At 61.6% G+C, this 14,549-nt stretch carries 13 protein-coding genes and 1 pseudogene; 10 read left to right on the forward strand and 4 right to left on the reverse strand.

Translation table 11 applies throughout. The annotated features are described in order from the left end of the window. Nucleotides 1-102 precede the first annotated feature (102 nt). Nucleotides 103-873 carry an alpha/beta hydrolase family protein gene (locus HMPREF3227_RS09735; protein ID WP_255357140.1) on the forward strand — a complete coding sequence of 257 codons (771 nt, stop codon included), beginning with the start codon at nt 103-105 and terminating at the stop codon, nt 871-873. 72 nt (nt 874-945) lie between these two features. On the opposite strand, the gene HMPREF3227_RS09740 is transcribed toward HMPREF3227_RS09735, so the two are convergent. Further along, nucleotides 946-2,256, reverse strand: coding sequence for a DUF4921 family protein (locus tag HMPREF3227_RS09740; protein ID WP_066486743.1), 1,311 nt, complete (start codon nt 2,254-2,256; stop codon nt 946-948). A 36-nt stretch (nt 2,257-2,292) separates the two neighbouring features. Here HMPREF3227_RS09740 and HMPREF3227_RS09745 point away from each other — a divergent pair, with 36 nt between their 5' ends. From HMPREF3227_RS09745 to HMPREF3227_RS09755, 3 genes are all read left to right on the forward strand, one after another. Then, entirely contained in the window at nt 2,293-3,102 is an 810-nt protein-coding gene (locus tag HMPREF3227_RS09745) for a PhzF family phenazine biosynthesis protein (protein ID WP_066512623.1), read from the forward strand. An 8-nt stretch (nt 3,103-3,110) separates the two neighbouring features. Continuing rightward, on the forward strand, nt 3,111-4,484 hold the full coding sequence (locus HMPREF3227_RS09750; protein ID WP_066512625.1) for a protein adenylyltransferase SelO family protein: 1,374 nt from the start codon (nt 3,111-3,113) through the stop codon (nt 4,482-4,484). A gap of 197 nt (nt 4,485-4,681) precedes the next feature. Continuing rightward, nucleotides 4,682-5,968: an ATP-binding protein gene (locus HMPREF3227_RS09755; protein ID WP_066486760.1), complete on the forward strand. Its 1,287-nt coding sequence runs from the start codon at nt 4,682-4,684 to the stop codon at nt 5,966-5,968. Nucleotides 5,969-5,982: 14 nt separating this feature from the next. Here HMPREF3227_RS09755 and HMPREF3227_RS09760 read toward each other — a convergent pair. Together HMPREF3227_RS09760 and mqo are read right to left on the reverse strand one after the other, a co-directional pair. Then, nucleotides 5,983-6,723 (reverse strand): annotated as a pseudogene (locus tag HMPREF3227_RS09760) (pyridoxal-phosphate dependent enzyme); the annotation flags it as partial. 23 nt (nt 6,724-6,746) lie between these two features. Then, nucleotides 6,747-8,246 (reverse strand): malate dehydrogenase (quinone), encoded by a 1,500-nt coding sequence (gene mqo, locus HMPREF3227_RS09765; RefSeq protein WP_066486764.1) that lies wholly within the window; start codon nt 8,244-8,246, stop codon nt 6,747-6,749. 348 nt (nt 8,247-8,594) lie between these two features. Between mqo and HMPREF3227_RS09770 the strand changes: the two genes are divergently transcribed. The 6 genes from HMPREF3227_RS09770 to HMPREF3227_RS09795 all read left to right on the forward strand — a co-directional run bounded on the left by HMPREF3227_RS09770 (nt 8,595) and on the right by HMPREF3227_RS09795 (nt 13,487). Then, entirely contained in the window at nt 8,595-9,581 is a 987-nt protein-coding gene (locus tag HMPREF3227_RS09770) for an alpha/beta hydrolase (protein ID WP_066512633.1), read from the forward strand. A 205-nt stretch (nt 9,582-9,786) separates the two neighbouring features. Next, complete coding sequence (mtr, locus tag HMPREF3227_RS09775) at nt 9,787-11,187, forward strand: mycothione reductase (RefSeq protein ID WP_066512641.1); 1,401 nt, start codon at nt 9,787-9,789, stop codon at nt 11,185-11,187. A 316-nt stretch (nt 11,188-11,503) separates the two neighbouring features. Continuing rightward, nucleotides 11,504-11,908 carry a hypothetical protein gene (locus HMPREF3227_RS09780; RefSeq protein ID WP_066486773.1) on the forward strand — a complete coding sequence of 135 codons (405 nt, stop codon included), beginning with the start codon at nt 11,504-11,506 and terminating at the stop codon, nt 11,906-11,908. Between the two features lie 45 nt (nt 11,909-11,953). Continuing rightward, complete coding sequence (locus tag HMPREF3227_RS09785) at nt 11,954-12,388, forward strand: hypothetical protein (protein ID WP_066486776.1); 435 nt, start codon at nt 11,954-11,956, stop codon at nt 12,386-12,388. A gap of 314 nt (nt 12,389-12,702) precedes the next feature. Continuing rightward, complete coding sequence (locus HMPREF3227_RS09790; protein WP_066512643.1) at nt 12,703-13,044, forward strand: hypothetical protein; 342 nt, start codon at nt 12,703-12,705, stop codon at nt 13,042-13,044. Nucleotides 13,045-13,094: 50 nt separating this feature from the next. Then, complete coding sequence (locus tag HMPREF3227_RS09795) at nt 13,095-13,487, forward strand: hypothetical protein (RefSeq protein WP_068801867.1); 393 nt, start codon at nt 13,095-13,097, stop codon at nt 13,485-13,487. 189 nt (nt 13,488-13,676) lie between these two features. Here the strand turns inward: HMPREF3227_RS09795 and map are convergent, their stop codons facing one another. Then, the gene (gene map / locus HMPREF3227_RS09800) at nt 13,677-14,549 is read right to left on the reverse strand and encodes a type I methionyl aminopeptidase (RefSeq protein ID WP_066486782.1); all 873 of its coding nucleotides are present in this window, start codon (nt 14,547-14,549) and stop codon (nt 13,677-13,679) included.

The following is a 14,549-nucleotide window of genomic DNA, read 5'->3' on the forward strand; positions in this document are numbered from 1 at the left end:
CTAATCAATGCACTCTAAAACCGGAAGAGCCACTTTCTCTTCGCCCCGCAGCACGACATTGACGTCTACACTTCCCCTGCGCTGAAGGCCGCCCACACCCGCATCACTACCGAAGACGGGCTCGGTCTCGACGCCTGGGAGCTCGCACCGGACACCGACCCGAAGGGCGGCGTTGTCATCCTTTCCGGACTCCAAGGCCCAAGTGTGACGCACCTCCACGAGTTCGGCGAGTTTCTCCAGGACCAGGGCTACACCGCGCTGCTGCTGGAAATGCGCGGCATCGCCGGCTCCGAGGGCGACCACGAGGAGGGCGGCCTCGGCGAAATCCGGGATCTCAAGGCGGGGCTCACCTACCTCCGCTCCGAGCACCCGGATCTTCCGCTGGGTGTGTGGGGCACGTCCATGGGCGGCTTCGTCACCCTCGCGAGCCTCGACTATCTCGACGCGGACACCATGCCCGCCGCCGTGGTCGCCACGAGTTCGTATACCAATTTTCCTTCCATTTTCGCTGATACCGCGATTGCCTACGGCCTCCCCGAGAGCCAGCGCACCGCCGTGGAAGAAGGAATCACCGAAGAACTCGGCGACCGCTACGGCGAGTACACCACCGCCAGCGCCCTGCACGCCGTCCAGCACACGGACACCAAGATCATGCTCGCCTACGCCGAAGGCGACGTCCAAGTCCCCTCGCGCCACTCCAAGGAACTCATCGCCGCCGCCCGCGCCGCGGGCAAGGACCCTGAAGTCTTCGCCGTCGAAGGCAAGGAACACTTCATCGTCCCCGCCAACGAAGAAGGTCTCACCGAGTACGTCGGCGACACCTCCTACGGCCGCGCCGTCGCTGACTTCTTTGCACGCAACCTGCGCCGATAACGCACCTTCCTTAAACCTAAACTCATCCCGCGCACCAACGAGGGCCGCACAGCGCAACGAAGATATGCCGAGCTACAGCAGCGGGTTGTACCGCAGACTGTTGCGCCGCGGCTCGCATTCCGTTGCAATGCGAATAGACCGCGCCACGCGTCCCTCATCGCGCGCCTTATAGAGCGGATCCACAATCCGGTCCCGCAGATTCCACGGGGAAATCGTATTGATGTAAATCTTCGTGCCGCCCTCAAAGCCCGCGAGCGTGGACACGCGCAACTTGATCATCACGCGCCACGGCGCCGGCGTCGCGGTGGACGGCGGACGGTGGTGCCACTCCTCGTTACACGCGACGTGCGGCCCCACAGCCACGTGCGCGGCATGGATGAGGTCGCTCATCGCGTCGCGTTCCTCGCTCGACTGCAGCCACGGCTCACACGTCGCGGACTTGGAGTAGATCTCCAGCGTCGGATAGCGGTGGCCAAAACCGGCAAAGAGCACGGCGTGGTCGTTCTCAGCGATGATGAGGTTGTGCTGCATCGCGTAGTCCACGGCCCACTCGTTGTACATGTTGGGATGCGCACGCAGAATCTCGAGCTCATGGCCTGCCGCCATGCCGCGGTCATCGATGGCCACGAGCTGCTTGTGCAGGTGGTCAAAGGACGCGCCCGCCGGCGCCAACCAGTTCTGGAACGCAACGACATACGACGCATACCGATTGTGCTCATACAGGTCGCGCATACTATCGGCCGTAAACTGCACGAACAACCGGTGTTCTTCCGGCGTAAGCGTGCCCGAAGACGCCAGCCGGTCATCCGTCGTCGCACCCGGCACATAGTGATTGCGTCCCACGATGACGTCGTGTCCGCCGCCAAAGAAACAGTGCGACTGCGCCAGCAACGCCTCGTCGTCCGCGTCCGGCTGTCCGGAGGCCGCGCGCTTCGTCCGCACCGTGCGAAGAACATGCTCGCGCCCCGCCGGATCTGCGAGATAGGCATCCATGCGCGCCTGTGTCGCCGCGTCGAGCTGGTAGCCGTAGTTCTGCTCCCAGTAGTCGAAGGAGACAATCTCAAAAAGGTTCGGCACGCGCCGGAACAGCGGCTCCGTCGCATCGAGCGCCCCCGCCGACACACCGCGCAGAATCTCCCCAGTAGCCAGAATGCGGGATTTCTCCGGCGGCGTCTCCAGCCGGCGCTCCGCACAAAACGCACACGTTGCCACGTGTGCCTGCGCGTCAATATCGTGTACGGCAGACGCAGGCGTCGAGAAAGGCCGGTTTCCACGGCCCGGCACGGTCCATACCTCGGTGCCGGAGAAGGGATTGAGTTGTTTGACGGTGCCGTCCGCCATGCGCAGAATGGGCTCGGGGCGGCTGTAGAGGGACTGGGTCATACCGTTTAGACTATCGCGCCTCTACACTGGTGTCCCATGCAGCACGAGTATTTTGAGGTCGACGTTTTCGCCACTGCACCTTTCAGCGGTAACCCCCTGGGCGTCATCACGGGCGCAGATTCGCTCACCACCGCGCAGATGCAGAAAATCGCCAACTGGACGAATTTTTCAGAGACCACCTTCCTGCTCGAGCCCCACCACCCAGAGGCTGACTACCGCGTGCGCATTTTCACTCCCACAGAGGAGTTCGACTTCGCCGGCCACCCCACGCTGGGCACCGCCCGCGTCTTCAGCGAACTCACCGGCACACGCCGCGCCCTTGTCCAGGAATGCGGCGTGGGCTTGGTCCACCTGCGCGAGGAGGGCGGCGTCTATTCCTTCGCCACCCCGCCTCTGCGCCGCGAAGGCGCTCTGAGCCCCGAAGAGCTCGAGGAGACGTGCCGCTTCCTTAACATCACTCCCGCCGACGTCGTCGATTCCGGCTGGGTCGACAACGGCCCCGGCTGGCGGCTCATCCAGCTTGCCGATGCAGCCTCCGTCCGCGCCCTGCAGCCGTCCCCCATCCCCGGGGTCAAGGTCGGCGTCGTGGGCCTCGAAGCTCCCGGAAGCGAGACCGCCTATGAGGTTCGCGCATTCACGTCCGCATTCGAAGACCCCGTCACCGGCTCGTTCAACGGCGGCGCCGCACAGTTCCTCCGCGGCCGCGGCCTCGTGCCCAATACCTATGTCGCGGCGCAAGGCTCGCAGCTCGGTCGCGCCGGCCGCGTCCACATCCATGACGACGGCACCGATATCTGGGTCGGCGGCGCAGTCGCCATCCGCGTGCGCGGCACGCTGGAATCCTAAGGAGCACCATGCACCCCTCCATCGAGCACAGCTACGCCAGAGCACTTCCGGACCTCGTCGCGGCCGCGCGCGGCGAAAGCCATCCCGACGCCCGTCTCGTGCTGCTCAACGAGGAACTCGCCACCGAGCTCGGCTTCGACGCGGAGTGGCTGCGTTCGCCCGAGGGCATCGAGTTTCTCCTCGGCCACGGCGAAGAGTCCTACGCCATGGCGTACGCGGGCTACCAATTCGGCCAGTTCAATCCCCGCATGGGCGATGGCCGCGCACTGCTTCTCGGCGAGGTCGTCGACGGCGACGGCGCCCGTTGGGATCTCCACGCCAAAGGCACCGGTCGCACGCCGTTTTCTCGTCCGGGCTCGGACGGCCGCGGCACGCTGCGTTCCATGCTGCGCGAATACCTCGTCTCCTCGGCGCTTCACGCACTTGGCGTGCCTACCACCCGACCGCTGGCGGTACTCTCCACCGGTCGCAAGATTCAACGCCAGATGGTCGAGCCCGCCGGCGTCATCGTGCGCGTCGCCGCCAGCCATATCCGTGTGGGCACGGTCCACTACGCGCAGATGGTCGGTGAAGACACGCTGCGCGCCCTCGCCAACGTTGCTATCGAGCGCCACTATCCCGACCTTGCCGCAGGCGACTACACGGGACTCTACGAATCAGTCATGGCATCCCAAATCCGTACCGTCGCCGCGTGGCAGCGCCTCGGCTTCCTCCACGGCGTCATGAACACGGATAACACGACGCTTACCGGCGAGACCATCGACTTCGGCCCTTGCGCCTTCGTCGAAACCTTCGATCACGACACGGTGTACTCCTCCATCGACACGCAGGGCCGCTACCGCTTCGGCCACCAGCCCGGCATCCTCGGATGGAACCTCGCGCGCCTCGCCGAGTCCATGCTGCCGCTCTTCGACGCCGATCCCAACGAGGCCGTCTCCTTCGCGCAGGAGACCATCAACGGTTTCTACAACGCCTTCGAGACCGAACACCACGCTCAACTCGCCCAGGCGCTCGGTCTCAAACCGGAGACCTCCCGCGAGTTCACCACGGATCTCCTCGCCGCGCTCCCCGGTCACGACCTCACGCAGACTCTCGCCGCACTCCGCTACGGCCGCGATGTTCCGGCCGGAGCCTTGGCAGAATGGCAGCAGCGCTACGCCGCGGCAGCCCCCGCCGCGCCCTCGGAGACCGGACCACGCGTCCCGGTTGTTATTCCCCGCAACCTCGCCGTCGAAGCCGCGCTGCGCGACGCGCCTACCGACATGAGCCAGTTCCTCCGATTGCTCGATGCCGTCACGCACCCGTTCACGCCGAACGACGAATTCGAGGCGCCCAGCGCCCCCGCACAGCTGGAGATGTACCGCACCTACTGCGGAACCTAAACGGGCTCCAGCAGAAGACGCACGTATCGTCCCCGAACCTCCGGCGACGTCTACACGACGATACCCCGCATCTCATAAGATTTTCTTCCTCTATTACCGCGAATCGGCGAGAACAACTACGCGAATCGGCGAAGGAATAGTCGCAAAACGGCGAAGACTATCACTTTGAATCGCATTTTGCACTAAAATACGAGCTCATGAGCGGTTACGTCATCCAACGCAATATCATGCCCCGGGCGAAGGAAATCCTCGCTTTTAGCCCCGTGACTGTTATCTCGGGCGGACGTCAGACGGGCAAGAGCACCCTCGCCCAAGAGCTCGTACGAGATACCGATGCAGTCGTCGCCAATCTCGACGTTGAGGCGTACCGCGAGGCCGCAGATGCTGATCCTGACGGATTCATTCGCCAGTTCAGCGACCGGCCCCTCGTCATCGACGAGATCCAACGCGTTCCGAAGCTCTTTCTCGCCATCAAGGCGGCCGTCGACGCTGACCGTCGGCCGGGACGCTTCGTCGTGACTGGGTCGTCCAACTTCTTTAGCCTGTCCGGGACCGAGGAAAGCCTCGCAGGACGAGCCATCACCATCCCCATGCGCGGACTCAGCCAAGGCGAGCTACGCGGTATCACTGACGATTTTGCAGCATGGGCATGGAAGCTGCCGGAGAATCCGTCGCCACAGCTCGACCTCCCGGAACTCAGCCGTCGTGACTATCTCACTACCGTCGTGCAGAGCAGCTTCCCGGAGATCCACAATGCACCCGCCGCCCTGGCTGAGGCCTGGCTCGACGCCTATGTCGAGAGGGTGACCAACCTTGATGCACGCCTGGTCCGCCGAGTTCAGCACCCCGACCGTTTGGGGCGATTGTTGCGACTGCTCGCCGCGGAACCAGCCATGGAGTTTGTCGCAGCCAAAGCCGGTCGCAGTCTCGACGTTCCGGCACGCAGCATCCCCGCGTACTTAGACACGCTTCGCGATGTCTATCTCATCGACGAACTGGATCCCTGGGGACGCAACCTCTCGTCACGCGTGGCGGGGCGAAAGAAGGTGATGTTTAACGACACCGCGATCGCGAGCATCCTGACCGGCACGGACGTGGAAAGCCTTGAATACGACATCGCGGGGCAGCTCACCGGCGGCCTCGTTGAGAATTTCGTTGCCACCGAATTAGCGAAACAACGCGCCTGGTCTTCGGTGAAATTCAATATCATGCACTACCGACATCGCGATGGCGAAGAGGTCGACCTCATCCTGGAAAACCGCCGCCACCAGATCGTCGCCATCGAAGTGAAGACGACCACCACCGTTCGTGCCCAGCATGTACGCAACCTTCGTTCGGTGAGGGACAAGGTAGGTGACGCATTTATCGCAGGAATTGTGCTCTACACGGGCACAAAAATACTGCCGTTCGGCGACAATATCTGGGCCGTGCCGATCAATGCTCTCTGGGAAACCGGAGAGGCCCACTCCCCGACCGAGGGTTAAAGCTCGGCCGCGGTTTAGAGTCCCTCGCGCGCGTTGGACTCGGCAGTCATCTCCGCGAGCACGCCCTCGATGTTGAGATTGACTACCGGATGAGTGGCCGGGTCTTCGGCTGCCAAGTCGCCTTGGATGCGGCGGACGTAGTCCACGTCCTTATCGCCGCGACCGGAGAGAGTGACCAAGATGTTCATCTCCTCGCCGGTCTCCTCGCACTGCTGGGCGAGCTTGAGAGCATACGCCAGCGCGTGCGAGGACTCGAGCGCCGGGATGATGCCCTCGTAGCGTGAGAGCATGCGGAAGGCATCGAGGGCCTCCGCGTCCGTGACGGCCGGGTACGCCGCGCGGCCGGTGTCCTTGAGGTAGGAGTGTTCCGGGCCGATCCCCGGGTAGTCCAGGCCCGCAGACACCGAATGCGGATGCAGGATCTCGCCGTCCTTGAGCAACGCATACGAGCAAGATCCGTGCAGGATGCCCACCACACCCTTGTTGAGCGGCGCGCCGTGCTTGTCCGTGTCAAGGCCCTCGCCTGCCGGCTCGACACCGATGAGGCGGACATTGTCGTTGCCTGCATACTGCTCGCCGTCCTCCATGCCGAGCAGGTACTCGGCGAAGGTGCCAATGGCGTTGGAGCCGCCTCCGGCGCAGGCCACGACGGCATCGGGAAGCGCACCGGTGCGCTCAAGCATCTGCGGACGCGACTCGCGGGACCAGGCGGGGTGAAGAAAAATGACCAACGGCCCCCTCGCCGAAGCGAAAAGGGCCGTGTATCCAGCGCGAGGATTTACTGCTCGAGCTTGAGGGTCTTCTGGGTGTACTCCCACATCTCGTCGTAAAGCTTGACGTTCTTGGCGAGCGTCTCACCGTAGGACGGGATCATCTCCTGCAGCTTCGGGCCCCACTGGATCATGTGCTCACCGAAGCAACGCTCGATGAGTTCGACCATGACGGCCGGGGCGATGGAAGCTCCCGGGGAAGCGCCGAGCAGGCCGGCGATGTTGCCCTCCGGGTTGTTGATGAGCGTCGTACCGAACTCGAGGGAACCGAAGCGCGGTGCAGCGGCCGGCTTGATGACCTGGACGCGCTGGCCAGCGATGACGGTCTCCCAGTCAGCCGGGTCTGCGGACGGGACGTACTCCTTAAGGGTCTCAACGCGCTGCTCGAAGTCCTTGAGGACCTCGGAGACGAGGTACTTGGTAAGGCCAAACTCCTGGGCGGCAACGCCGAGGTAGGACGGGATGTTGTCCGGACGGATGGACTTGAACAGGTCGAGGTAGGAGCCCTTCTTCAGGAACTTCGGCGACCAACCACCGTACGGACCGAACAGCAGGCCCTTCTCGCCGTCGATGACGCGGGTGTCGAGGTGCGGCACGGACATCGGCGGAGCGCCCACAGCAGCCTTGCCGTAGACCTTGGCCTGGTGCTGGGAGATGAGCTCCGAGTTCTTGGCGCGCAGCCACAGACCAGAGACCGGGAAGCCAGCGTAGCCAGCAACTTCCTTGACGCCTGCCTTGCGCAGCAGGTCGAGGGCGTAGCCGCCTGCGCCGACGAAGACGAACTTCGCACGGATGACGGAGTAATCACCGGTGTGCACGTTCTTGGCGTACACCTTCCAGTTCGCACCATCGCGCTTGATGTCGATGACCTCGGAACCGTAGCGGATTTCGGTGCCGGATGCCTTGGCAGCAGTAAAGAACTGCTTCGCCAGGGCACCGAAGTTCACGTCGGTACCGGCATCGGTCCAGGAGATGGCGACCTTCTTAGAGTTGAAGTCGCGGCCCTTTGACATGAGCGGCAGCTTCTCCTGGAAGACTGCGTCATCGTCGGAGAACTCCAGGCCCGGGAACATGTGGTTGTCCTTGAGCAGCTCGTAGCGGCGCTTCAGGTAATCGACCTGAATGGAGCCCTGAGCGAAGGACACGTGCGGAACCTGGTTGATGAAGGCCTTGGGATCCGTGAGGATGCCGTTGTTGAGCTGGTGTGCCCAGAACTGGCGGGAAACCTGGAACTTCTCGTTGACGCCGAAGGCCTTGGTCGCGTCAATGCGGCCGTTCTTCTCCGGGGTGTAGTTGAGCTCGCAGAGCGCGGAGTGGCCGGTACCGGCGTTGTTCCACGGAGAGGAGGACTCCAGAGCCGGACCGTCGAGGCGCTCGAACACCATCTGCGTCCAGCTCGGCTCTAGCTCACGGAGCATGGCGCCGAGGGTAGCGGACATGATGCCGCCGCCGACGAGGGCTACATCAACTTCTTCAGTGACCTGTGCGGTCTTCTTTGCGGAGGACACGGTGTTAAACCTCTTTGACTTTCGCTTGATCGTGCACGTCTTATAAAGCTGTGCGCTCATACCGCGCCGCGTGCAGGACCTAAGCTCTCCGATCAACCTGCGGTGTACGCATGTAAAGGCAGTCTCCTCGCGACTACCCAAGCCCACCAAAGACCTCAGTCACATCCGCGGCGCAAGCACTCAACGCATTACTTATCAACCTTACGCCTTTACCCACTCGCGCAAATATCAGCCCAGCAGAACGCACGTACTGCCCATTTTGCGCACCATTCCCTACCCCCGTTCGTGCTCTCCAGCTCACGGCGTACCCTCAAGCGGCCCCACTCGGCTATGGATAAGCTGGTCCACATGAGCACTGAACTTCATTGGACCGAGGATATGCTGGGCCCCGACTTCACCCAGGCAACGCTTCCGCTGGGGCCGGACCCTGACGGCCAAGGCGATGTCTCCGCCACCCTCGTCGCCTACAAGCGTGACACCCCCGATTTCTCGCAGCGCCCTGCCCTCCTTTGGGTCCACGGCATGACGGACTATTTCTTTGATGCTCATGTCGCGCAGCATTATCAGGAGCTGGGCTACGCTTTCTATGCCGTCGACCTCCGCAAGTGTGGCCGCTCGCGCCGCGAGGGCCACACCTGGCACTACATTTCGGATCTCACGCTCTATTACCAGGATCTTGATGCCGCTCTCGCGGCCATCCCTAACTCCCGCGTCGTCCCCATGGGTCACTCCACGGGTGGGCTCATTTGCGCGCTGTGGCTCGACGCCGAACACCCTGAGCAGGTTCCTGGTCTTATCCTCAACGGTCCCTGGCTCGACATGATGAGCGTGCCCCGCCCGGTGGTCAAGGCGCTCTCCCCTGTCATCGACCGCGCTGGCAAACGCTTTCCGATGCTCGCCTTCCCCGGCGGTAACCTCACAGCCTTCGGCGATTCCATGCATGCCAGCAAGTATGGCGAGTGGGACTACGACCTCACCCTCAAGCCGCTGGGCGGTCACCGCAAGTACGTAGGCTGGCTGCGCGCCATCTTCGGTGGCTTTGCAAAGCTGCACCGCGGCGTCGACGTAGGCGTTCCCTACCTCACTATCTGCTCGACTCGCTCCATCCTGGGCAAGCCCTACTCGGAGGAAATCAACTACGTCGACTGCGTCGTCGACGTCACCCAAACCATGCACTGGGCACCCACCCTCGGCAAGGAGTGCACGCTGCGTCCCATCCATGGCGCACGCCACGAGGCTTTCGCCTCCCGCCTCGAAATCCGTCCCGAAGTCTTCCGCACGGTCGATGATTGGCTCGCCACCCATCTCCCGGCCGAGCCGACGCCCAGTCACTAGCCATCCATCGCCGACGTCCGCATCCGGCACAACCCAATCAGAAATAAAGATGTAGTCTGGGCTGTTTCCGCGAATATGCACGCCACGTAACAGCAGCGACAGTCTCCATTGCCGTTCAGCGGTCACATAGTTACTTCCGCGAATCCGGCCAGCAGGCTTAGGTAAAATACACAACTTATTCCTATATATATTAAAGGAGAATACATTGAACACCTCGAATACCAGCTCCCCCGCAACTCCGTCGGCGCATTACGACCTCATCATCATCGGTACGGGCTCGGGAAATTCCATCCCCACCCCGGAGTACGACGATGTCTCCATCGCCATTATCGAGGAAGGCACGTTCGGCGGTACCTGCCTCAACGTCGGCTGCATCCCCACCAAGATGTATGTCTATGCCGCAGACGTCGCCCTTGCTGCACGCGAGGCAGGTCGCCTCGGACTCGATGCTCAGGTCAATAGCGTGGACTGGGACTCCATCGTTGACCGCGTCTTTACCAACCGCATCGACCGCATCGCGCAGGGCGGCGAAGCCTACCGCCGCGGCGACGAGACCCCGAACATCACGGTCTATGACCAGCACGCCCGTTTCGTCGGCCCGAAGACCATCGAGGTCGGCGGCGAAGTCATCACCGGCGACCAGATCGTCATCGCCGCGGGCTCTCGCCCCACCATTCCGCCGGTCTACCGCAACTCTGGCGTGAAGTTCTACACCAACGAAGATGTCATGCGCATGCCCACACAGCCAAAGAGCCTCATCATCGTCGGCGGCGGCTACATCGCGATGGAGTTTGCCCACGTCTTCGACGGCCTGGGCACCAAGGTCACCATCGTCAACCGCTCAGAAAAGCTCTTGCGCTTCCTCGATGAAGACCTTGTCACCCGTTTCAACGCCATCGCCCGGGAGCGCTTCGATATCCGCATCGGCAACGGCACTCTCCTCGAACAAACCGAGAACGGCGTCAAGCTCACCCTCGACAACGGCGAGACCGTTGAGGCCGACGCCATCCTCGTCGCCACCGGTCGCACCCCCAACAGCGATCTCATGGACGTGGACACCGCCGGCATTGAAATGCACGAGGACGGTCGCATCAAGGTCGACGAGTACGGACGCACTACCGCCGAGGGCGTGTGGGCCCTGGGCGACGTCTCGTCGCCTTATATGCTCAAGCACGTCGCTAACGCTGAGACCCGTGCCATCTCGCACAACCTCCTGCACCACGACGACCTTCGCCCGATGCCGCACGAGCACGTCCCGTCTGCAATCTTCACTCACCCGCAAATCGCCACCGTAGGCATGACCGAGGCTCAGGCTCGCGAGGCTGGCTACGACGTCACCGTCAAGGTCCAGAACTACGGCGACGTTGCCTACGGCTGGGCAATGGAGGACCACACCGGAATTGTGAAGCTCATCGCAGAACGCACCACCGGCAAACTCCTTGGCGCGCACTACTTCGGCCCTCAGGCATCCACGCTCATCCAGCAAATGATTACTGTGATGACATATGACCTCGATCTTCGCGACTTCGCGCGTAACCAGTACTGGATCCATCCGGCCCTTGCCGAGGTGACCGAGAACGCGATTTTAGGCCTCGAATTTGCCTAATTAGCGTTACGTGACATAAATCACGTCCACCCCCTCTTACCTAGTCACATGAGTAACATTCGCCACCCAACCTTGGGATTTAGTGAACGTTACTAGTATGAAGTTGACAGGATTATGGGGTGGATTTTTGCTTAACATGCACTTAAACGCACCACCCGACGTGCATATTCAGAATCGGACGGCTAGAGTCCCCCAATGACACCGGCTCAAGCCGTTATACCGGCGACCGCGTGTTTCTGGATTTCCCCTGGGAATCCAATAACACTTAGGTTTCCATTTGGGAGCCTTGCAAGTACGACATTTAAGGACATTTGATATGCGTATCCGCAATGCAGCCATCGCCGGCGCAACCGCTCTCGCAGTCGCTTTCGGCGGCACCACCGTTGCTTCCGCTGAGGACACCGCCGCTCCGAAGCAGGAGCAGTCCTCCACCGCTAACGGCTCCTCCACCTCGGACAACAAGGGTGAGTCCACCCCGGACGAGAAGGATGCCGCAAAGGGCGCTTCCCTCTCCTCCAAGATCAACACCGGCCTGAAGCTCGAGGGCGACAAGGAAGCTGACGGCCAGAAGATCTTCGGCTCCTCCAAGGACCTGTCTGAGCAGCCGAAGTGGGCCAAGGTCCTGTACGGCACCACCATCGCCACCGCTATTGCCACCCTCATCGGCATGGTTGTCGGCCCGCTGGCTAACTTCGTTCAGTTCGGTCCCTTCTCCCGCTAAACGCAGCTCACCGGCTCACACCACTTTCGAAAGGTAAAACACACAATGCGTAACTTCCGCACCGCAGCCGTTGCTGCTGCCACCGCCGTCACCGTCGCTTTCGGCGGCACCGCTATCGCTTCCGCTGAGACGGGCGAGAAGCCGGCCAACAACGAGACCATCACCGAGAACCAGGACGTCACCAAGGACGCTACCGCCTCCGAGATTTTTGATGCTCTCTCCTCCAAGGACGAGAACTACCCGACTGGGTCCTCTAAGGTTGGCGCTGTCACCGACAACAAGGTAAAGGCCAAGGGTACTGACCTCTTCGGCAAAGAGGTTAATGACGAGGCTAACCCGCAGTGGTCCAAGATCTGGCGCGACGGCACCTACGCCCTCATCGGCACCACCATTGCTGGCGCCCTGATCGCTGCCTACAACTTCGCTGTGTACAACCACATCCTGCCGAACCACATCCTTGACCCGATCTTCAACCGCTAAGCCACTCGCTTAGACGAAGACGTCTGGATGAAGACCCGCACATTGTGCGGGTCTTCTTTTTGTTTTGATTCACCCAAATTTCATTCAGGCAGATAAATGGGGCTAACGCAGTAAATATTTATCTACCTGTAGGCGAATTGTTACCCCCATGCCCCTTTGCTGTGCGTAATGCTCTATACTTGCTAGCGCAACATCGACCGTCCGTTACATTTCCGTAATCGGACTCGAGATGCTCGAGAATCTCTTCGTGAGATTCACACATGGGTTTCCTTCCCCCGGAAGCCGCGCACAGACAACTCTTAAGGATTTTTGATATGCGTATTCGCAAGGCCGCCATCGCTGGCGCAACCGCCCTCGCCGTCGCTTTCTCCGGCGCTTCCATCGCCACTGCGGCTGAGGCTCCTTCTGACCAGAACACCACCTCCTCCAACCAGACCGAGAACAAGGGTGGCTCCTCCAAGATCGGCGACGCTCTGGACGCCGACACGAACGCCGATGGCCGTAAAATCTTCGGCCAGGACGCCGACGTTTCGTCCCAGCCGGCTTGGGCACAGGCTCTGTACGGCATCGGAATCGCTTCCGCCGTCGTCACCGTCATCGGTGGCCTCGTCGGTCCGGCCCTGAACTTCATCAAGTTCGGCCCCATCAAGTTCTAGTAACGGCCTTACAGCCCCTACCAAAATCTTTTTGAAAGGTATTCACTTCAATGCGTAACTTCCGCACTGCCGCCGTTGCTCTTGCAACCGCCACCACCGTCGCTTTCGGCGGCGTTTCCGCTGCTACCGCTGCCGAGACCGAGAACACCGGCGCTCTGTCTGCTGCCGCTAAGGGCGCTTCCTCCGAGGGCGAGGGTTCGCTGTCCTCCAAGGCTGGCGATGCTACCGGCAAAGACACCCCCGCCAACGGCCGCGACCTGCTCGGCTCTTCCGTCGACGACGATAAGAACCCGCAGTGGGCTCAGCTGTGGCGCGACACCACCTACGTCGGTGTTGCCGCTGCTGCTGTCTCCGTTGCCGTCGCAACCTACAACTTCGCTGTGTACAACGGCGTTATCCCGGACTACGTTGCTCAGGCAATGAACGGTCAGCTGAAGTTCTAATGTAGAACCTTCACGCCTTCAAGCGCTCCGCACTGCGGGGCGCTTTTTCATCTCTCAAATAGGACTGAGCTTAAGGCATAGGGATGAACAGTAGGCACAGAGAAGCGCCCGTTCCACCGCACAGTGGTGGGACGGGCGCTTCTGTTCGCTCTGTGAGTCGCTATGAGGTTCGTTGAGCGACTGTTTCGATTAGTCCTCGTCGGGAAGAGTGAGGATTTCCGGCTCGCCCTCTTCCTGGATGACGAGGGTGTGCTCGAACTGAGCGGTGAACTTTCCGTCCTTGTTCTGGACGGTCCAGTCGTTATCCCAGATCTCGTAGTCCAGGCCGCCTAGGTTAATCATCGGCTCGATGGTCAGCGTCATGCCCGGCTCCAGTACGTTTCGGTAGGCCATGGAGTCGTAATGCAGGACAACGAGGCCGTTGTGGAACGTGGGCCCCACACCGTGGCCGGTGAAGTCGGTAACGACGTTGTAGCCGAAGCGGTGTGCGTAGGACTCGATAACGCGGCCGATGACGTTGATCTCGCGACCAGCCTTGGCGACCTTGATGCCGCGCATCATAGCTTCCTTGGTGCGTTCGACAAGCAGCCGGTGCTCTTCGGAGACGTTGCCAGCGAGGAAGGTGGCGTTGGTGTCGCCGTGGACGCCGTTCTTGTAGGCGGTGACGTCAATGTTGACGATGTCGCCGTCCTCGATGACGGTCGTGTCCGGAATGCCGTGGCAGACGATCTCATTCAAGGAGACACAGCAGGACTTCGGGAAGTTCATGTAGCCCAGGGTCGACGGGTAAGCACCATGGTCGCACATGTACTCGTGCGCAATGCGGTCGATCTCGTCGGTGGTCACGCCGGGGGCGACAGCCTTGCCCGCTTCTTTGAGGGCGTTGGCGGCAATCTTGGACGACTCGCGCATGGCCTCGATGACCTCAGGGGTCTGAACGAAAGGTTCGCCGATGTTTTCTTGGACCGAGTCCTTCCAGACGTACTCGGGACGCTCGATAGAGTCAGGGACGGTGCGAACGGGGGTGGGCTTTCCTGGGGTAAGTTTTGCGCGATTGCTCAT

The organism is Corynebacterium sp. CMW7794 (genome assembly GCF_001563605.1).
GTDB classification, from domain to species: domain Bacteria; phylum Actinomycetota; class Actinomycetes; order Mycobacteriales; family Mycobacteriaceae; genus Corynebacterium; species Corynebacterium phoceense.